The sequence below is a fragment of the Sphingomonas sp. CCH9-F2 genome (assembly GCF_001556735.1).
Taxonomy (GTDB): domain Bacteria; phylum Pseudomonadota; class Alphaproteobacteria; order Sphingomonadales; family Sphingomonadaceae; genus Sphingomonas; species Sphingomonas ginsenosidimutans.
In genome coordinates this window covers 1-17,859 of the sequence record NZ_LSJO01000605.1, presented here as the reverse complement: position 1 = coordinate 17,859, position 17,859 = coordinate 1, and the positions used below count along the sequence as shown (strand labels likewise).

Annotated in this window: 21 protein-coding genes; 3 read left to right on the top strand and 18 right to left on the bottom strand. The window is 65.3% G+C overall.

From position 1 onward, the window contains the following. Position 1 precedes the first annotated feature (1 nt). From AX685_RS16870 to AX685_RS16845, 6 genes are all read right to left on the bottom strand, one after another. The gene (locus AX685_RS16870) at positions 2-1,699 is read right to left on the bottom strand and encodes an ATP-binding protein (RefSeq protein ID WP_062126492.1); all 1,698 of its coding nucleotides are present in this window, start codon (positions 1,697-1,699) and stop codon (positions 2-4) included. 93 nt (positions 1,700-1,792) lie between these two features. Then, positions 1,793-1,978: a hypothetical protein gene (locus AX685_RS16865; protein WP_024310655.1), complete on the bottom strand. Its 186-nt coding sequence runs from the start codon at positions 1,976-1,978 to the stop codon at positions 1,793-1,795. Beyond that, a complete protein-coding gene (locus AX685_RS16860; RefSeq protein ID WP_024310654.1) occupies positions 1,975-3,249 on the bottom strand; it encodes a hypothetical protein in 1,275 nt (424 codons plus the stop codon). Before AX685_RS16860 ends, AX685_RS16865 begins: the two co-directional genes overlap by 4 nt. Then, positions 3,246-4,451 carry a helicase HerA domain-containing protein gene (locus AX685_RS16855; RefSeq protein ID WP_010408937.1) on the bottom strand — a complete coding sequence of 402 codons (1,206 nt, stop codon included), beginning with the start codon at positions 4,449-4,451 and terminating at the stop codon, positions 3,246-3,248. Before AX685_RS16855 ends, AX685_RS16860 begins: the two co-directional genes overlap by 4 nt. 16 nt (positions 4,452-4,467) lie before the next feature. Next, positions 4,468-5,022, bottom strand: coding sequence for a hypothetical protein (locus AX685_RS16850; RefSeq protein WP_062126489.1), 555 nt, complete (start codon positions 5,020-5,022; stop codon positions 4,468-4,470). Positions 5,023-5,035: 13 nt separating this feature from the next. Further along, positions 5,036-5,704 (bottom strand): DUF7007 domain-containing protein, encoded by a 669-nt coding sequence (locus tag AX685_RS16845; RefSeq protein ID WP_035386547.1) that lies wholly within the window; start codon positions 5,702-5,704, stop codon positions 5,036-5,038. 173 nt (positions 5,705-5,877) lie between these two features. On the opposite strand from AX685_RS16845, the gene AX685_RS16840 reads away from it, so the two are divergent. Then, a complete protein-coding gene (locus AX685_RS16840; RefSeq protein WP_016510257.1) occupies positions 5,878-6,060 on the top strand; it encodes a CsbD family protein in 183 nt (60 codons plus the stop codon). Here the strand turns inward: AX685_RS16840 and AX685_RS16835 are convergent. Together AX685_RS16835 and AX685_RS16830 are read right to left on the bottom strand one after the other, a co-directional pair. After that, positions 6,032-6,469, bottom strand: a complete 438-nt coding sequence (locus AX685_RS16835; RefSeq protein ID WP_062126486.1) for an HNH endonuclease — start codon at positions 6,467-6,469, stop codon at positions 6,032-6,034. The genes AX685_RS16840 and AX685_RS16835 overlap by 29 nt on opposite strands. 43 nt (positions 6,470-6,512) lie before the next feature. Further along, a complete protein-coding gene (locus tag AX685_RS16830; protein WP_062126483.1) occupies positions 6,513-7,820 on the bottom strand; it encodes a hypothetical protein in 1,308 nt (435 codons plus the stop codon). A gap of 75 nt (positions 7,821-7,895) precedes the next feature. On the opposite strand from AX685_RS16830, the gene AX685_RS16825 reads away from it, so the two are divergent. Continuing rightward, positions 7,896-8,420: a hypothetical protein gene (locus tag AX685_RS16825; protein ID WP_016510268.1), complete on the top strand. Its 525-nt coding sequence runs from the start codon at positions 7,896-7,898 to the stop codon at positions 8,418-8,420. Positions 8,421-8,483: 63 nt separating this feature from the next. Here AX685_RS16825 and AX685_RS16820 read toward each other — a convergent pair whose 3' ends face one another. From AX685_RS16820 to AX685_RS16780, 10 genes are all read right to left on the bottom strand, one after another. Continuing rightward, positions 8,484-9,002, bottom strand: a complete 519-nt coding sequence (locus AX685_RS16820) for a thermonuclease family protein (protein WP_037447358.1) — start codon at positions 9,000-9,002, stop codon at positions 8,484-8,486. Further along, positions 8,999-9,244, bottom strand: a complete 246-nt coding sequence (locus tag AX685_RS21805) for a hypothetical protein (RefSeq protein ID WP_079247040.1) — start codon at positions 9,242-9,244, stop codon at positions 8,999-9,001. The genes AX685_RS16820 and AX685_RS21805 overlap by 4 nt, the downstream gene beginning before the upstream one ends. Continuing rightward, positions 9,241-9,864 (bottom strand): DUF6927 domain-containing protein, encoded by a 624-nt coding sequence (locus tag AX685_RS16815; RefSeq protein WP_010408917.1) that lies wholly within the window; start codon positions 9,862-9,864, stop codon positions 9,241-9,243. Before AX685_RS16815 ends, AX685_RS21805 begins: the two co-directional genes overlap by 4 nt. A gap of 37 nt (positions 9,865-9,901) precedes the next feature. Then, positions 9,902-10,546 carry a hypothetical protein gene (locus tag AX685_RS16810; RefSeq protein WP_010408914.1) on the bottom strand — a complete coding sequence of 215 codons (645 nt, stop codon included), beginning with the start codon at positions 10,544-10,546 and terminating at the stop codon, positions 9,902-9,904. Positions 10,547-10,597: 51 nt separating this feature from the next. Then, entirely contained in the window at positions 10,598-10,789 is a 192-nt protein-coding gene (locus tag AX685_RS16805) for a hypothetical protein (protein ID WP_024310640.1), read from the bottom strand. Positions 10,790-10,873: 84 nt separating this feature from the next. Continuing rightward, complete coding sequence (locus AX685_RS23565) at positions 10,874-11,062, bottom strand: DUF7673 family protein (RefSeq protein WP_443026267.1); 189 nt, start codon at positions 11,060-11,062, stop codon at positions 10,874-10,876. A 424-nt stretch (positions 11,063-11,486) separates the two neighbouring features. Next, complete coding sequence (gene acs, locus AX685_RS16795) at positions 11,487-13,769, bottom strand: acetate--CoA ligase (RefSeq protein WP_231738997.1); 2,283 nt, start codon at positions 13,767-13,769, stop codon at positions 11,487-11,489. Then, positions 13,769-14,803: an alcohol dehydrogenase AdhP gene (gene adhP, locus AX685_RS16790; RefSeq protein WP_066278433.1), complete on the bottom strand. Its 1,035-nt coding sequence runs from the start codon at positions 14,801-14,803 to the stop codon at positions 13,769-13,771. The genes acs and adhP overlap by 1 nt, the downstream gene beginning before the upstream one ends. A 79-nt stretch (positions 14,804-14,882) precedes the next feature. Beyond that, positions 14,883-16,403: an aldehyde dehydrogenase gene (adh, locus tag AX685_RS16785; protein ID WP_066278437.1), complete on the bottom strand. Its 1,521-nt coding sequence runs from the start codon at positions 16,401-16,403 to the stop codon at positions 14,883-14,885. Positions 16,404-16,543: 140 nt separating this feature from the next. Then, positions 16,544-17,620, bottom strand: coding sequence for a helix-turn-helix domain-containing protein (locus tag AX685_RS16780; RefSeq protein ID WP_231738994.1), 1,077 nt, complete (start codon positions 17,618-17,620; stop codon positions 16,544-16,546). 25 nt (positions 17,621-17,645) lie between these two features. On the opposite strand from AX685_RS16780, the gene AX685_RS16775 reads away from it, so the two are divergent. After that, on the top strand, positions 17,646-17,859 hold a 214-nt coding region (locus AX685_RS16775), incomplete at its 3' end, for a transposase (RefSeq protein ID WP_443026266.1).

The following is a 17,859-nucleotide window of genomic DNA, read 5'->3' as shown; positions in this document are numbered from 1 at the left end:
GTCACGCGTCCTCCGCCGCGGCCTTGGGCGCGGCGGGAACCGCGCGGGGCGTGATCGTCACGTCGAGCCGGTCGCGATTGATGACGACGGTGACCGTCCGGTCCTCGGGGACGAGGAAATAATGCCCCGCCAGCTTGTCGCGAATGCGGTTCTCAAGCGCGGCATCGTCGCCTTCGAGCAGGCCGATGATTCGTTCGGCGGCATCGGCCTGGAAGCGCTCGAGCTGCGTATCGTAGCTGTCGGCATCGCTGTCGTCGCTGGCATAGAAGATCGCGCTTTCGAGGATGTCGGCGACGCCGAGCGCGGTGATTTCGCTGCCCCGGCGGACGAAGACGGACGTCTCGTCGACCGAGTTGCACGACCATTGGTCGGGTGCGAAGGCGACATCCGCGTCGGTCGATACCTCGATGAATGCGCCGGCGTGGCTCATCGTCGCCTCGAGCGTGATAGCCTCGACCCAACCGTTTTCCGCCTCGGCGGGGGCTTCGCGGCTGTCGGAGACGATGAAGGTGCGGTCGCCCTGGGTGACGCGGAACCGCATATCCTCGACACGGGCGAGGATATCGTACCAGCCATAGCCCTTGAACGCGTCCTGGGCCTCGACCAGCGGACCACCGAACGGATTATGCTTCGCGATCGCCGCCTGCGCGGGTTGGCCGATCAGCGCATCGAAGTCGGGCATCAGCACCATGCCGGTGTCGGTCACGCGTGCGCCGCTCTCGTAGTTGCGCGAGCTGTCGGCCGCATAGGCGGTCCATGCGAACAGATAGGGCTCGGCTTCGGGTAGTGCGATACCGAGCGAGCGCGCCTCGCGCCAGTCATGCGCCGACAGCCGGTGCGTCCCCGCGGCCTCGATCGCGCGGTAGATCGCGAGCCGGACCGCATCGCGCAGGGCGGCGATGCCGGTGTTCTCGACCACTTCCTTGCGCGCCGGGAGGACGAGCTGGATTTGCGGCGCGTCGAAGATGTCGACCCGCGCGATCCAGTGGCCGCCCCGGTCGACTTCCTGAACATACGGCAGGTCGCACGGGATGGTCAGCCCGTGGAAGTTGAGGCGTCCGTCGCGCGAGGAATAATGCGAGGGGTGTTTCTGGAACACGCCGATGCGCACGCCGTACCATTCCTCGACATGGACCGCGTCCTTCAGCCAGTCCTCCTGCGGAAGGACCGCGCCGTTCCAGGTCACGGGAACCGGATAATGTTTGGCGGCGCGGGCCACGTCGCGCTCGAGCGTCTTCAGCCACTCGTCGGGCACGCGCACGGTGATCGCGGTGCCGCGCATGATCGGATCGGGTTCGATCGCGATCGGGCGGCTCGTCTCCCACGCCGAGGCCGGGATATGCGCCATCCAGCCCTGGCGGTCGGGTTTCGAGAAGGAGCGGATGATGACGTCGCGGCCTGCGAGGCTGAACACGCCCATGCCGGCGGGATCTTCGGCGCGGCGCGTCTCGTCGGACCAGCCCGAGCGGCCGAGCGTGACGATGCTCACCGGATCGGCGATGCCGTGGCCGTCATCGGTGATGTGCAGGAAGTGCTCGGCGCCGGCGCCGTTCAGCGCGAGCGCGACGCCGGTCGCACCGGCGCGGCGCGCGTTCTGGAGGAGTTCGCAGATGACGTCGAACGCGGTATTGTTGAACAGGCGCGTGACCTTGGCGATCGTCTCGGGGGCGACCGCGGTCGCGATGGTGGCGGGAATCATGGGAGTGCGCTCCTGGAAAAGGGCTCAGGCGTCCGTCACGCCTTCCCTCCCCGCTCCCTCTCTCCTTCATCGGCGCATCGGGCCGAGCCCTGGTCAGCCTGCCTTGCCGTCGCGGAACGCGCCGACCACGGTGCCCGCGTCCCAGTGACCGCTGAGGATACCGCGACGCGGGACCGAGTTGATCGCATAGCGCCGCGCCGCGAGGAGGCGGGCACGCCGGGTGTCGCGGTCGATCGGCGCGCCGGTTGCGATATCGCGGGCGAGGCGAAGCGGCGTCATGGCTTTTCCTCATCGATTGTGCCGGGGATGGCAACATGGTCGGTGACGCCCGTTCCCGAAGGATCGAGCGCGATAATTTCGGCGAGCGTCCAGGGGGCTGCGCGGCGCGGGCGACGCGAGAAGCGAAGCTCGTGCTTTTCGGCATATTTGTGGACCGCTGGATATTTGCGGCCGATCGCTGCCGCAACATCAGGCAGCGCGACGCCGAAGTCGTGCGCGATGCGCAGCGCCCGGATCTCCTCTTCGGTCCATTTCCGGTGATAGCCGTGGACAAGGCCGAGGATGTTCGCGCGCGTGAACAGCGAAGCCTTGGTGCGACCCATCTTCGTCGCCAGGGCGTCCATCGGCATCGTGCCGTAAAGGTCGCGCAGCCTTTCCAGATCATTGTCGCTCCACACCGGCCCGCCCCGGAACCCGTCGCGGTTGGCATGTGTGCCGCGCAACCCGAGATAGTCGGCGCGCCAGCGGATAGAGCATTTCGTGCGGCCGAGCCTGGTCGTGAGCGGGGTCAGGCTTGCCCCGTCGGCATAGGCGCGGATGAGCAGTGTGTCTTCGTCAGGGGTCCAGTTGCGGCCCCATCCCCGGCCATAGCCGAGCTTGCGCAGGTGCGGCCCGAAGCCAGCCTTGGTCCTGCGCGGAAAGCCCTCTGTGGCGAGAATGTCGATGATCGCGATATAACGAAGCCCCTCCCCGGCCAGCGTCAGCGCCCGCGTCGCCTCGGCCTCGGTCCAGTCAGCGGGCTTGTTGGGATGGCGCAAACCGAGCGCGTTGGCACGGGTCGCGGTGCCGGACAGCGGGCGTCCGATCAGCGTGGCGATCTGTGCGATCGGGATCGCCTGCGCGTAGCCGGCGCGCAGCTGGGCATCCTCCCAGTCGCTCCATTTTGGAGGATTTCCTTCGGTCAGCCCGAGCACGCCCGCGCGGGCATAGACGCTGGTGCAGGCGCGGCCGAGATCTCCAGCGAGATCGGCCGTGGGGCGAAGGCCATATTCGCGGGTGAGCCATGCGTCTTCGTCGGTCGACCACGGACGCGACGAATTGCGGCGCAGGCCCAGTTTGGCGATCTTGTCGCGCACGCCGGCGCGGCCGCGACCGAGCGCGGCGACGATGTCGTCGATCGCAGCGTCGTCGCAGAACATGCGTTCGACCGTGGCGATCTCGTCGGGGGTCCAGGCATCGTGCCGGAACGGCATCTCGCGCAGGCGCCCGCACGGCTCGGGCAGCTTCGGACACGCGACCAGCTCGACGATATCGGGCGCGAGGTCGGTCACAGCGACACCACGGCGACGTCGCTCAGCCGCGCGCGCAGCCGTGCATGCAGGCGGGCGATGCGGTCGTCGCCCTTGGGCATGGTGTCGACCGCGGCGATCGCCGACAGGAGGTTGAGCGCGCGGTCGGTGCGCTCGGCGTCGAGCGACAGGTGCCGTGCGAGGTCGCGCGCGGTGCTGGCGTTGGGGGAGATGCGCTTCAGCGCGTCCATGATCGCGGCCGCGTCGGTCGCAGCGGGATCGAGCAGGAACGCGTCGAGCGCGCGCGTGCCCTTGAGGGCGATGGCGGGGCCGTGGTCCGCGACCTCGGCCAGGCCCGCGAGATCGAGCAGCTTCGCCGCCTCGTCGGCATCGACGGACGCGGCGGCACGCAGTTCCGGGGTCTTGCCGAGATGTTCGGTGATGGTGGGATCGATATGCGCCAGCACCGGGGTTGCCGACAGCGCCGGACCCATCGCGAAGAAATCGCCGGGGGCGAGGTTGCGCAGCAGGTCGGCGTCACGCGCGGGAAAGCCGAGCAGGTCGGCCGCGCGCGCGATGTCGCGGTCGAAGACGTTGAGCCCGACCAGCACGTTCTGCAGCTCGGACACGACCGAGGTGGAGAGCTTCGCGAGGCGCTGGGTGGCGATGACGGGGGCGAGACCGCGCTTGCGGCCGCGCGCGCACAGGTCGGTCAGGGTGGCGACGCCGAGCCGGCGGGCATCGGCATCGAGCGCGGAACCGGCGACATGCGGTGCGAGCAGATGGCCCTCGTCGATGCACACCAGCATGGTATGCGCCCAGTCCTCGCGCGGTGCGCCGACCAGGCCGGCAAAGAACGCGGCTGCCTTGATGATCCGCTGGTCGGGATCGAGGTCGGTGAGGTCGATGTGCATCGACAGCCGATGTCGCCGGCTGCGCGTCGCCGCGGCCGTCAGCCCGTCGGCGGTGAGTTCGACCGCGCGGATCGTGGTCGCGCCGATATGGCGGGCGAGGTTCTCGAATTCCCCCTCGGGGTCGACGATCGCAAGCGTCGTATAGTCGAACGCCTCCTCGATGATCCGGCGCAAGGTCCTGCTCTTGCCCGCCCCGGAGCTGCCCTGGATGAGCAGGCGTCCGGCAAGCAGGCGATCGAGGTCGAGGCTGAGCGTGCCGGTCGAATGATGGCCGAGCGGTACGCGATTGTCCGCGGCCTCGGGCGCGCGAATCGGGGTGACACAGGTCATGGCGTGGTCCTCCGGGTCAGGCGGCGTCGGCATCAGGGGGCGCCGGATCGTTGGCTGGGATGGCGGGAGCGTCGGGATCGGGAGCGGGCGCACCATCGAGCGTCCGCCATTCGAGCATGTCGTCGCTTTCGCGCTCGCAGTCCTGGCAGGTGGTGGAATCGTAGGTGCTGAGCAGCACCCAGGCCTGTTCGGGCTCATCCCAGGCCGCGACGGCGTCCTTGGTGACGTTGTCGCTGCCGCAGTCGTCGCACACCGGCTTGACCCGGGAGGCGGCAGGCGAGCACAAGCGATCCCCGGTGCAGATCGACCAGTCACCGTAGAATTTGCCGTCGTAGGGCAAGCAGTCGCCGGCGAGCTGAATGGCGTGTTCGCCGTAGCCGTCGTGGAAATGAATTTCCGAATTCGGGAAGAACTTTTCCAGGACCGCCTTCGCGCCGCGGATCTTCACCTCGCTGCCATAGGTGGTGTGGACATAGTCGAGCGGTCCGATCGCGGGGCCTTCGCAGCCCCAGTCTTCGACGTCCTCGTCGGGCGTGGCGCGGCCGTGGAACAGATAGAGATAGACGCTCATCGTGGCGGTCCTTTCAGGCGCTGGGGAGGAGGTGCGCGAGCGCGCTCGCGTCGACCTGTTTGGAGATCGGGGCGGTGCTTTCGACGCGGACCGCGTCGAGGCTCTCGAACGTCTCGGGCATCTGGCGGCGTTCGTAACGGTCCTTGTCGACGAGACCGTGGATCGGCGCGCCCTCGTGGCGCGCGAAGCCGAGCGCATCGACGCTGACGACACGGCGGAAGACGCAGCCGACCTTGCCCTCGGGCACCCAGTCCGCCCAGGAACCCGACGCCGAGACGCTCTCGTACTGGCCGATGATCACCTGATAGGCGGCGCGGCGGCGGACGACGTGGCTGTCGTGGATCGACACTTCCTCGCCGGTCAGCGCGGTCCAGCGGTCGGGATGCCAGCAGCGCACCGAACGGCGCGCGTTCTCGACCTGCAGGGCGATGCCCGGAATGGGCAGGCGGCGAAACTCGCTGCCGAAGGCGTAGAGCACCAGCGCGTAATCGACGTCTTCCTCATAGTAAGGATCGTCGCGGCGCAGCGCCTCGGGCATCGCGGCCTGGCGTTCGTCCGACAGGACATATCCGCCATGACTGGGTGTCGATACGCGCCAGATGCCGGGCAGGACCTGGTCAGCGCGGTCGGGTGCGTCCCAGGGTGTCGTCTCAGGGCGTGGGCTGGGCTGGAACCGGGTCATCTGTCGTCTCCCTCAATGGATTCGACAGATTCCCTCTCTCTCTCCTCCCCCTCGGCAGACCGGGATGATGGCGGCAGGCAGGGTCGTTCATGGTGCAGCCGTGACTGGCCGCACGGATCGCGCTCACGCGCAAAGTGTTCTCAGTCCTGATATTTCACGACAGGAGATCGATCATGGGTGAAGCAACCGACAAGCTGAAGGCGGCAGGCAACAAGCTGGCCGGCAACGTCAAGGAAAGCATCGGCAAGGCGACCGATAACGCCAGTCTCGAAGCCGAGGGCAAGGCGCAGAAGGTCAAGGGCGCCGGTCAGGACGTCAAGGGATCGGTCAAGGGCGCGCTCGGCGACGATATCTGACCCCCCCGACCTTCGATGACACGATCGGGCCGCTTCGGGCAACCGGGGCGGCCTTTTCCTTGCGCGCCGGGAATCCGGGATTTCGAGCGCCACCTTTGAAGATCGACTTGAGGCTGCGCGGGCGCTCGGCTAGCCGTGCCGCGACCACGGTCATCCAGATCGCATCGCACCCCGTGGACGGCCTCGCGCCGCGCGCCTGATTGCAGCGCAGATGCTTCAGCAGGCCGTTCGACAGCGATCGCCGTCCACCCGCGCTGCGCAGCGTGACATGGTCGAACGTCGGGTAATCGGGATGATGGCGGGCGAGGCGCCGCGGGCTCGGCAGGGGCATCCCGCATCCGGCGCACAGCGACGACTGCGCCCAGCGCAGGATCCGCCGCTGGTTTCTGGCTTGGGTGGTCGATGCCATGATGCGAGAATGGTGGCCCTGGATTAAATTCCTGCCAACGACGTCATCCGATGTGCAGCTGGTCAAGCACGGCGGTTTCGAGACTGTCGCCTTCGAGATCCTCGGCATGGATCGTCACGACGGGGGCGATCTCGCGAAGTTTCTCGACCTGGCGCAGCTTCAGCCCGAGCGCATCGGCGTCGTCGCCGGTGACGACCTCGAGCGCCGCCTCGATCACCTCGCCGGTGGTGAAATCACGCAGGTCGAGAAGGAGGTCTGGACGCATCTCGCCGATCGACGTCGCGATATCGAACAGGAGCCGCTTGAACCCGACGCCGATGCCGCGCCGGCGAAGCCGGTACTGGAGATCGAGCAGGCCGACGATCGTCTTGCGTTCGGCGAGATTGTGGATCGCGACGAAATTGGCGGGGCGCGCGATCGGCTGCGCATAGGCGCGCAGGCACGCATAGCCCTCGCGCGGGTTGTGCTCGCCGACGACGGCCAGGACCAGATACGGCGGTCCGATGTGGCGCTGGTGGACGCCGATGTGGCGGATGCGGTTCTTGACGATCAGCTCGCGCCCTTCGGCAAGCGTGATGGTCGAGCCGGAGACGTCGATCGCATACAGGAGGAGGAAGGCCTGCGGGGCGTGCTCGCTCGGCCATTTCTTCGCCGCCTCGCGCAGTTTCGCGAACACGACGCCGCGTTCATAGGGGTCGATATGGGTGTAGAGATGGCGCGCGAGCGGGATGCCCGGTGCGATCTGGACCCGCTCGGCCGCGGCGCGCATCGCCGCGAACTCGCTCGCCATCGATGTCGTGCGCGGCTCGCCGACCTCGAGTGGTTCGACGACGTTGACCTGCGCCATTTCCATCAACTGCCACAGCAGGCGCGCGAGGCGCGGGATCGCGACGCCGCGGGTGCGATCGTCGGGTTCGCTGTCATCAGGGAGCTGCGCCAGCTTCTCGGGGGCGAGCCGGTGCGCCGAGAACAGCCCGTCGGGCTCGTTGATCGTGCGCGGGGTGGTGGTCGCCTTCTCGCGGATGCGGGGCGGCGCCTGCTCCCGGAAGAACGGGCAGTCGACGTCATGTTCGGGGCGACGCTGGCGGATGCTGGTGAGCCGGCGCAGGTAATAGGTTTCGGCTTCGGAGAGATAGGCCGGCGAGAGTAGCGGCGGGTCCGTCCCCTCCCCCAGGCAGTCGCAGGCTATCCACTGGTGATGATCGCGTGCCTTGACCACCATGATGACCGAGGCGCGGTGATCGCTGTCCTCGCCTTCGCCTGTGTACCAGCGCACCAGCGCCTCGCGCACCACGTCGGGTACGGGCGAGCGCAGGGTAAGACCCCGGGTATCGCGTGGGACGAGCCACATGGTGGTGAAGCTACTCCATAATGCTTGCCTTGTCGCCTTTGTTCACGTTACGTTCAATGAACAAAGGAGCTGGCCATGAAGCGTTCGGAATTTATCGGAGAGTTCGACCTCGATGCGGTGCTCACCGAATTGTCGGTCGATCTGGATATTCGCGTTACCCGGCGCATGCTCGCGGGGGCGTGCATCGGCAGCAATCCGGAGGATGCGTATCTCTCGGCGCGCGAGTTGCGGGAATCGCTCGAATGGATCCACGAGGGCGAGAACGAGGGCAAGGTCAAGCTGACCACGATCCTCAGCACCGCGTGCGACGATTTCCAGCGGTGCCTCTATTATTGCGTCGCCGGCAAGGGCGTCGTGACCATGCTCGACGATCTCGTCTGGCTGGAGAAGCTGCTGGAGGCGCGCGGTCGCATCGCCGGGCACATCTATCGCAACAAGCTGCCGGTGAAGCCGCTGGTCAATCCGTATGTCGCGGCCGAGCCGGATGGTCCGTTGGGCCGCTTCGACCCCGCGTTCGCGATCGGCGCGTCCTGGTCGCATGACCCGGGACCCGATTACGATTCCGACGATCGTGGCCCCGGTCCGAAGCTCAAGGGCTGACGACAAAAAGAAAAGGCGGTTCGGCAAGGGAGCATGCCGGACCGCCTCTTCCAGGGGGGGATATCAGTAACGCGCCTCGCACGCGAGCCGTTCCCCGCGCCGCCAGCGCGCCGGATCGATGAATTCTCCCGCATAGGCGCCGCGGCCCGCTGATCGCGCCTGTTCGGCCGCAGCGACATAGCGCGCGGCGCGCTGCGGATCGCCGCGCAGATATTGCGTCGCCGGCACCGCCAGACCCTGCAGGATCAGTTGCTCGCCCAGGTCGTAGCCGTCGACCGTGACGATGGCGATCGGACGGCCGTAGCTGCTCGCGCCGGTCATGCGGATCGTGGCGACACTGCTCTTGAGGATACGCGAGGCGGAATCCTGCGCGAACTTGCCGCACGGATAGCAGGCACCGTCCTTCGAGCACATCTGCTTGCGCTCGAAGGCGTCGGCCCCCGACAGGCGGAAATCGACCGAGACCGTGTCGCCGTCGATCGCCCGCCCCTCGCCGGTGATCGTCGCCCCGTCGCGGCCTTGGGGTTCCCCTGCCCCGCAGGCGGCGAGCGCGGCGATGCCGAGGAGCAGGGCGCCCCTCATGCGTAGCGCAATTCGACTTCGACGTTCGGCCCGTCGACGATGACCGGGAGGACGCGGAAGGGTTGCAGCGGATCGCCGGTGCGCACGATCGAGACCTGGCGTGCGCCGGCATCGAACATCCGCATGGCGACGCGCTGGGCATGGGCTCGGCTGCAGAGCTGCGACCGCTTCGGGCTGGGTGTGACGGGCGGATACGGGGCGGACATGGCGATGATCCTGACGTGGGGGATGTCGGCGATCAACCGAACACCGTCTTGTGGACGCGAGTTTCGGGCTTGGGCGGCACGAGTGTCCACGCCCATTTGCGAAGGTTACCGATCCGATATTTCGGGTAGCTGTTGCCGGGGATCGCGAGCGAGATCTTGCGGCCGCGCTTGTGGACGATGAACTCGTCTCCCTCATAGCCGTCAACGAAGGTGACCTTGCTCGGCAAGCGGATGTGCATGCCGTGTTCGAGCGGGCGTACCGGGGTCGCGAGCCGCTCGAGGCAGCGTCGGCGCCAGTCGAGCGCACCGGGATCGTCGGTATCGCCGAGCAGCGAGAGGATGCGCTCGGGGCATTCGGCCTCGCAAGGCCCGGCGTGTTCGGTCATATCCTTGTAGGCGAACACGAATCCGTCCTTGGCCCGCGGATTCCAGCTGACCAGGCAGACGGCCGCGAAGGCGGGTTCGTCGGTGCCGTCGGTCGACGGCACCACGGCCGCGTACCAGACCTTGTTGCGCAGGCAGGAAGAGGCGATGACGCGCAGCGCCTTGCCCTTCCCGTCGGCATCGCGGTTGTCGTAGGTGAATTGCGCGTCGAGATAGGCTTTGGGGCCTGTGTGCGGGAACATCGACGACAGCGGCATGCTTAGCCAGCCCATGATGGCGGTCCTTTCGCGTGTGTGGACGGGTGATCGATCAGCCGAACAGGCTGACCGGCTCGGCGACCGGCGGTGTGAGCCGCAATTCCTTGCGCAGCCGCACGGCGAACCGCTCGGGCGCGAGCAGGTCGCGGATCGAGGCGTAGCAGTCGCGCTCCCCGAGGTGATCGTGACGACCGCTGACGCGGCGGTAGATGACCTCGCGGTCGGCCATGGTGCCGTGGAGCGATAGCTGCATCCACAGCTCCTCGCCGTGGAGGGTGATCTCGCCGGACCGGGAGGCGTGGCTGCGGTTCGAGCGAAGGTCGTAGTGCGCGGGGTCGAGCCCCAGCGTTTCGGCGAGCCGGCGCAGCGCCTTGCGTCCGTCGCTGTGGAAGCGATCCTTGGCGGCCGCATCGTGCGCGACGCCGCGCACCGCGAGCGTCAGCAGCGCCGGGTGCTGTCGCAGCTCGGCGATACGGTCCATGCAGCGCCGCTTGAGGAGCGCGTCTTCGGACTGCCGCGCGGTGACGCTTGCGAGATGGCGGGCGAGCAGGATGACCGCGGGATCGGTCTCGAAGGCGATGCCGGCGTTGCGGCAGTCGTCGATCGCGCGGGTGATGGCGTGAAGGCTTGCTCCAATCGTGACCAGCGCGCTCGGGTCGAGCGCCTGCTGGTGGCGGAAGGCGACATCGTAGGGCATGAGCGATCTCCCGAGCGCCTCACGCGCTCAGAAATTCGCTCCCCCTCCCCTTCACGATAACCAGTTACGTAATTGCTCCGGTATTTCAGGATCGATGTCCTCGCCCGGTTGCATAGGCCGCAGACCCTGCTCCGCATCGACCGCGGCCTGCAGATGACAGGCGGCAACGGTCGCTCCGTCGTCGGTCGCGTCATAAAGCGCGAGCGCCTGCCGCATTAGCGCGAGCCGTATATTATCGCTCATGCCAGTCTCCCACTACGGTCTGCCGCCATGATTGCGTTCGGGGCAAACGAAAGCAGGCCCATAATGGTTGTAACGGCCGTGCGCTCATCGCAGCCTCCATCGGCCGACAAGGTCGACCATTGCGTCACGATAGCCCCACGCATCGGGATAGATCGCAGGCTCCTGCGCGAGCCAGGCCATGACAATTAGCATGTCCTCGGAAATGATCGCGTCGCAGTTGCTGAGGTGGAGGATGGGGAAGTGGCCGTTGTCGTCACCATTCCACCACGCCAGCAGGAAGGGGTCACGACACGAAAGTGAGTTTTGCGTACGCTAGGAGCGAACAGAACGTGTCCGTAAACCCGTTGCGCGCCGATCTTGTCCGGCAAGCCGTCAAAACCGTGCGCTGCCGGACACTCTGACGCTGACCGGCATACCAGCGTTTGACGGCGACGGCAGGAACCGCCCAAATCCTGCCGTTCAGTAAATCGTCTCGGCGTTTCGAAACCGGCCATTTGCCGTGCAGAAATATTCCCGCTTTCCCATGTACGACGGGCTGTTTTGAGAAAACTCAATCGGGAACAGATTTCGAGAAAGTAGCTCCCCTAGGCGCATCAAGAGAACGATCCTGCCCAGCTTTCTCGCTGCGCCTTCCCAAACGAGACGGTGCCGGAGACGATCCTAACTTCGGAAAGCTTTCCTGTCCCCGTCACGGACCCTAGGCGCTGATGCGGTTGGCCACGAGTTCGTCGACCACCGCAGGGTCGGCCAAGGTTGACATGTCTCCGACTTCGCCCGGTTTCCCTTCGGCAATCTTGCGCAGAATGCGGCGCATGATCTTGCCGCTGCGCGTCTTGGGTAGGCTGGGCGCAAACTGGATCGCATCGGGCGTGGCGATCGGACCGATCTCGCTGCGCACCCATTTGCACAGCGCGGCACGCAGGGCCTCGTCGCCCTCCTGATCCGCGTTGAGCGTCACGAAGGCGTAAATGCCTTGTCCCTTGATATCGTGCGGCATGCCCACCACCGCCGCTTCCGCCACACGCTCATGCGCCACCAGCGCGCTTTCGACTTCGGCGGTGCTCATGCGGTGGCCCGATACGTTGATCACATCATCCACCCGGCCGGTAATCCAGTAATCGCCATCGGCATCGCGACGTGCGCCGTCTCCGGTGAAATAGCTGCCCGGGTAGGTGCTGAAATAGGTCTGAAAGAAGCGTTCGTGATTGCCGTAAACCGTGCGCATCTGACCGGGCCAGCTACGGGTGAGGACGAGATTGCCCTCCACCGCGCCGGCCAGTGTGCGGCCTTCGGCATCGACCAGTTCCGGAAATACACCCGGCAGCGGCTTGGTCGCCGATCCTGGCTTCGCCTCCGCCGTGCCGTTCACGGGCGCGATCAGCGCCGCGCCAGTTTCGGTCTGCCACCATGTGTCGACGATGTCGCAACGCTCGCCGCCGATCACGCGGTGATACCAGTTCCAGGCCTCGGGATTGATCGGCTCGCCTACGGTGCCGAGCAGCCGCAGCCGGGACAGATCGTGTTGTTTCACCGGCTCCTCTCCTTCGCGCATCAGCGCGCGGATCGCGGTCGGCGCGGTGTAGAACACGGTGACGCCCAGACGCTGGCACGTTTCCCATAGGCGTCCGGCATCAGGATAGGTCGGCACGCCGTCAAACATTACCGTGCTGGCGCCGTTCGCGAGCGGCCCGTAAACGACATAGCTGTGGCCCGTGATCCAACCGACATCGGCCGTGCACCAGAATAGATCGTCGTCGGCTAACCCGAATAGAAGATCCGTGGTGAGCGTGACCCACAGGAGATAACCGCCGGTGCTGTGCAGCACGCCCTTGGGCTTGCCGGTCGATCCGCTGGTGTAGAGAATGAACAGCGGATCTTCCGCATTCATTGGCTCGGGCGGACAATCGGCATCGACCCCTTTGCTCAAGTCGTGCCACCACCAATCGCGGCCCTCCTTGAGATCGACCTCGGTCGTCGTCCGCTGTACGACGATAACCGTTTCGACCCCGCCCGCCTTTGCACAGGCCGCGTCGACATTGGCCTTTAGGGGAACCGACCTGCCGCCGCGCCTGCCTTCATTGGCGGTGATAACGAGCTTGGCGCCGCAATCGGAAATACGATCAGACAGACTATCGGGTGAAAAGCCACCGAACACCACCGAATGTACCGCGCCGATTCGTGTGCAGGCAAGCATGGCGATCGCGGCTTCGGGTACCATCGGCATGTACAGGACTACCCGATCTCCCTTGGCGACGCCGCGGCCCTTCAACACATTGGCGAAACGACAGACTTCCGTATGCAGTTCGCGGTAAGTGAGGGTTCGCCCCTCGCCCGGCTCGTCCCCTTCGAAAACGATGGCGGCGTTGTCGCCACGGGCATCCAGATGGCGATCGAGGCAGTTGACCGAAACATTCAGTTCGCCGTCGGCAAACCAGCGAATGCCGAACTCGGCTTTGTCGAAGCTGCTCTCGTCCGCTTTGGTCGGGAAGACGCTCCAGTTCAGGCGGCATGCCTCGGCCAGCCAAAAGGCGTCGGGATCGCGCTCCACCGATGCTTGCATCGCGTGAAGCCTGTCGGTTGCCGCCAACATGGTGATCTCGGCCTTCTCATAGACACGGCTTCGCACGAGAAAGCGTCGGCCCGTTCCGTTGTCGAGGCTGAACATCCCGCCCCGTCCCTCCACCACGTCGAGGATCAGCTGCGTGTGCTTCCATGCCGCGAATTGCTGCGCCCCGATATAGACTGGCGTGGTGCCTATGGTGCCGAGCAGCACGTCCGATCCGCCAAGGCAAAACTCGCTGCGGGGATAAACCATCGGGCTGGAACCGTCGCAGCAACCGCCCGACTGGTGGACCAGCACCGGGCCGTGACGGTCGACGATTTCGGCCAGCAGCGCCGCTCCCGCCTCGGTGGCAATCACACGGCGAACCAAAGCGGCCCGCCCCATTTTTCCCTCGTCCTGCTCGTCACCGTTCGCCATTATACGGTCAGGTCGAGGACGACCCGCCCTTCGATCTGGCCCTGCCGCATACGGTCGAACACCGAGTTGATGTCTTCGAGACCGGCAGTCGAGATCGTCGCCTTTACCTTGCCGTCGCCAGCGAATTCGAGCGATTCCTGCAGGTCCAGCCTGGTGCCGACGATGGAGCCGCGTATGGTAATACCGTTCAGTACCATGCCGAAGATGTTGAGCGGGAAATCACCCGGCGGTAGGCCGTTAAGCGCGACGGTGCCGCCGCGCCCGATCATGCCGACCGCCTGTTCAAAGGCCTTTTCGCTCACCGCGGTCACCAGCGCGCCGCGCGCGCCTCCGCTGGTCAATCGCCTTACCGTCGTGGCGGGATCATTGTCCGTCCGTGCGTTGACCGTCTCCACCGCACCGAGCCTGCGGGCGAGGTCGAGTTTGGCGTCGTCGACGTCGACGGCGACCACCTTCATCCCCATGGCCACCGCATATTGTACCGCCATATGGCCGAGACCGCCGATGCCGGAGATGACGACCGCATCGCCGGGCCGGGTATCGGTCATCTTCAGGCCCTTGTAGACCGTCACGCCCGCGCACAACACCGGCGCGATTTCGTTGAAGCCGACATTGTCCGGCAGGTGGCCGACATAATTGGGGTCGGCCAGCACGTAGTCGGCGAACCCGCCATTGACCGAATAGCCGGTGTTCAACTGGCTTTCGCACAGCGTCTCCCATCCACCGAGGCAGTGCGTGCAGTGACCGCAAGCGGTGTAGAGCCAAGGCACGCCGACCCGGTCGCCTTCCTTCACGTGGGTCACGCCCTTGCCCACAGCGGAGACAAAGCCCACGCCTTCGTGGCCCGGGATAAAGGGCGGCTCGGGCTTTACCGGCCAGTCGCCTTCTGCGGCGTGGAGGTCGGTGTGACACACACCGGAGGCCTGAATGGCAACCTGGATCATGCCGGGCTGGACCTCGGGAACCGGAACTTCCTCGATCCGCAGTGGCTCGCCAAAGGCGCGCACGACGGCGGCTTTCATGGTCTTGCTCATGACATCTCTCCTGTAGTTTTATCGTTCGAAGGCCGGGCGGCGGGCGAAACTCCGCGTCGCCGTGCCCGGGCTGTTCGCCTCAGAAGAAGCCGAGCTTCTTCGGGCTGTAACTGACCAGCATGTTCTTGGTCTGCTGATAGTGGTCGAGCATCATGCGGTGGTTTTCGCGCCCGATGCCGGATTGCTTGTAGCCGCCGAACGCCGCGTGAGCGGGATAGGCATGGTAGCAATTGGTCCACACACGTCCCGCGCGGATCGCGCGGCCGAAGCGGTAGCAGGTGTTCGCATCCCGGCTCCACACGCCCGCGCCCAGGCCATAAAGCGTATCGTTGGCGATGTTCAGCGCCTCATCCTGGTCCTTGAAGGTGGTGACCGACAGGACCGGTCCGAAGATTTCCTCCTGAAAAATCCGCATCCGGTTATGGCCACGGAACACGGTGGGTTTTACATAGTAGCCGCCTGCAAGATCGCCTTCGAACCGGGCTGCCTCGCCGCCGGTCAGCAGTTCGGCGCCCTCCTGTTTGCCGATATCGATGTAGGATAGGATCTTCTGCTGCTGTTCGGATGATGCCTGCGCGCCGATCATTGTCTCCAGATCGAGCGGATTGCCTGCCTTGATCGCCTCAACGCGCTGGATCGCGCGTTCCATGAAGCGGTCGTAAATGTTCTCATGCACCAGTGCCCGGCTTGGACAGGTGCATACCTCGCCTTGGTTGAGCGCGAACATCACTAGGCCCTCGATCGCCTTGTCGAGATAATCGTCGTCCTCGCGACATACGTCCTCGAAAAAGATGTTCGGACTTTTCCCGCCGAGCTCCAGCGTCACCGGGATCAGGTTCTCGCTGGCATATTGCATGATGAGCCGACCCGTCGTCGTCTCGCCCGTGAAGGCAATCTTCGCGATGCGGTTGCTGCTGGCGAGCGGCTTGCCGGCTTCCAAGCCGAAGCCGTTGACCACGTTGACCACCCCGGCGGGCAGCAGGTCGCCGATGATTTCCATCAGGACCATGATCGACGCCGGCGTCTGTTCGGCCGGTTTCAATACCACGCAATTGCCTGCCGCCAGTGCCGGTGCGAGTTTCCACACCGCCATCAGGATCGGGAAGTTCCACGGAATAATCTGGCCGACCACGCCCAGTGGCTCATGGAAATGATAAGCGACCGTATCGTGATCGATCTCCGAGATACCGCCTTCCTGCGCGCGGATGCAGCCTGCGAAATAGCGGAAGTGATCGATCGCCAGCGGAATGTCCGCGGCCATTGTCTCGCGTAGCGGTTTTCCGTTGTCCCAGGTTTCCGCGATGGCGAGCTCGCGAAGATTTTCCTCCATCCGGTCCGCGATCCGATTGAGGATCAAGGCTCGCTCGCTAACGCTGGTGCGGCCCCAGGCCTCCTTCGCCGCATGCGCCGCATCCAGCGCGGCTTCGACATCGGCCGCCTGACTGCGTGCCACCTGACCAATGGATCTGCCGGTAATCGACGAGATGTTGTCGAAATAGCGCCCGTCCTTGGGCGCGGTCCACTTTCCGCCGATGAAGTTGTCGTAGCGTTCCGCGAACGGCACCGTCATCGAAGTGGCGGGGTTGGTCTGCATGTCCATCACGTCATCCTCTCGAAACCGCCGGATCCTTCCGGTCGCGAGGACGATAGTTCCGCGAGATGGCGGCGGTGCACAGGGACTGCCGGTTGATGGAATGGGTCGATTGTCTCGCTATCGAGACAATGGGGAGACCAGATATGTCAGCGACGCTGCAAACCTACCCTTTCCATTCGACGATAGAGAGTAGCTCGACCGATGCCGAGTTCCTTTGCCGCCTTGGTGGCGTTGCCGTCTGCCCGCGCCAGCGCGCGGCGCAAGAAAGCCCGTTCCGAGTCAGCGAACGAGGTGGCTTCTTCGCCACCGAGGATATTCGAAGCCGTGCGGCGGCCCCCGAGACACGCGTTGGTCAGTTTGAACCGATGCCTTGCAGCGAAGGTCGCGCCGATGACCAGATCGTCCCGATCAACGGCCAGCAAGGCTGCATCGCCGCCTGGCAGATTGGCATCGATGATCCGGTACGAGGCGAAATGCGCGCGAAAGATGCCGCTCTCGATCCGGCGAGCGGCATCCTGCACGATCTTCTGAACGAGCATTCCCATCGCGGCGCTGTGGTCGTAGCGGCAGTTCGAGATATCCAAGGCGCCGACAAGCTGGCCGGTCGCATCGCGCACCGGCGCATCCATGCAGCTTATGCCCGTATTCCGGCTGGCGAAGTGTTCATCTCGATGGATCGTGACCGGTCGACCCTCGATCAGGCAGGTGCCGATCCCGTTCGTGCCTTCCCGGCTTTCGCTCCACACTCCGCCGGGCGTCAAGCCGATCCGATCGAAAAGCTCGCGGTCACCCGCGAGGCTACGCGCTTCCAGAACGACACCGTCATTGTCCGACAGCATCACGGCGCAACCCGTGGCAGAGACGATCTGGAACAGCTGGTCGACCAAGGGACGCGCGACCTCCAGCATCAACTCACAGCGTTGCCGCCGCTGAATCAGGTCACTTGCAGATACAAGATCTGGAACCCGATCGGCTCCTGCGTCGAGACCGTGCTTTAGGCCCGAACGACACCAGCTGGCAGCAACAAGCGAATGCGCGGCACTGGCTGAGCAATGCAGGACCTCTTCGACAACTGCTTCATGCCGATCCTTCATCGCGCCGGGATACACGAAATGTCGCCAGTTGTCGAACCAATGCCGTAGTGTTCTACATCCCGCCAGCGGCCTTTGGTGTGAAGAAAGGTATCCTTGCGTCGATAAATTGACATCACGCTGACCGGTCACCCTGCCTGCATCGTGCCATCCGGCAATTGCTTGCAGCCGCCCATCGGTTCGTCCGTCAGTCAGGACAGGCCTGTTTTGGCTGACGGATGAGCAGATTGAGCGGCTGCGGCCGTTCTTTCCCAAGAGCCACGGCCGGCCGCGGGTGGACGACCGACGGGTTCTGAGCGGCATCGTCTTCGTCAACCGCAATGGGCTGCGCTGGCGAGATGCGCCCAGCGCCTATGGGCCACACAAGACGC

Bases quoted from the DNA above. Each gene is read 5' to 3' on its own strand.
- AX685_RS16870 (WP_062126492.1), bottom strand. From the start codon at position 1,699: ATGATTCCCGCCACCATCGCGACCGCGGTCGCCCCCGAGACGATCGCC.
- AX685_RS16865 (WP_024310655.1), bottom strand. From the start codon at position 1,978: ATGACGCCGCTTCGCCTCGCCCGCGATATCGCAACCGGCGCGCCGATC.
- AX685_RS16855 (WP_010408937.1), bottom strand. From the start codon at position 4,451: ATGACCTGTGTCACCCCGATTCGCGCGCCCGAGGCCGCGGACAATCGC.
- AX685_RS16850 (WP_062126489.1), bottom strand. From the start codon at position 5,022: ATGAGCGTCTATCTCTATCTGTTCCACGGCCGCGCCACGCCCGACGAG.
- AX685_RS16845 (WP_035386547.1), bottom strand. From the start codon at position 5,704: ATGACCCGGTTCCAGCCCAGCCCACGCCCTGAGACGACACCCTGGGAC.
- AX685_RS16840 (WP_016510257.1), top strand. From the start codon at position 5,878: ATGGGTGAAGCAACCGACAAGCTGAAGGCGGCAGGCAACAAGCTGGCC.
- AX685_RS16835 (WP_062126486.1), bottom strand. From the start codon at position 6,469: ATGGCATCGACCACCCAAGCCAGAAACCAGCGGCGGATCCTGCGCTGG.
- AX685_RS16830 (WP_062126483.1), bottom strand. From the start codon at position 7,820: ATGTGGCTCGTCCCACGCGATACCCGGGGTCTTACCCTGCGCTCGCCC.
- AX685_RS16825 (WP_016510268.1), top strand. From the start codon at position 7,896: ATGAAGCGTTCGGAATTTATCGGAGAGTTCGACCTCGATGCGGTGCTC.
- AX685_RS16820 (WP_037447358.1), bottom strand. From the start codon at position 9,002: ATGAGGGGCGCCCTGCTCCTCGGCATCGCCGCGCTCGCCGCCTGCGGG.
- AX685_RS16815 (WP_010408917.1), bottom strand. From the start codon at position 9,864: ATGGGCTGGCTAAGCATGCCGCTGTCGTCGATGTTCCCGCACACAGGC.
- AX685_RS16810 (WP_010408914.1), bottom strand. From the start codon at position 10,546: ATGCCCTACGATGTCGCCTTCCGCCACCAGCAGGCGCTCGACCCGAGC.
- AX685_RS16805 (WP_024310640.1), bottom strand. From the start codon at position 10,789: ATGAGCGATAATATACGGCTCGCGCTAATGCGGCAGGCGCTCGCGCTT.
- acs (WP_231738997.1), bottom strand. From the start codon at position 13,769: ATGGCGAACGGTGACGAGCAGGACGAGGGAAAAATGGGGCGGGCCGCT.
- adhP (WP_066278433.1), bottom strand. From the start codon at position 14,803: ATGAGCAAGACCATGAAAGCCGCCGTCGTGCGCGCCTTTGGCGAGCCA.
- adh (WP_066278437.1), bottom strand. From the start codon at position 16,403: ATGGACATGCAGACCAACCCCGCCACTTCGATGACGGTGCCGTTCGCG.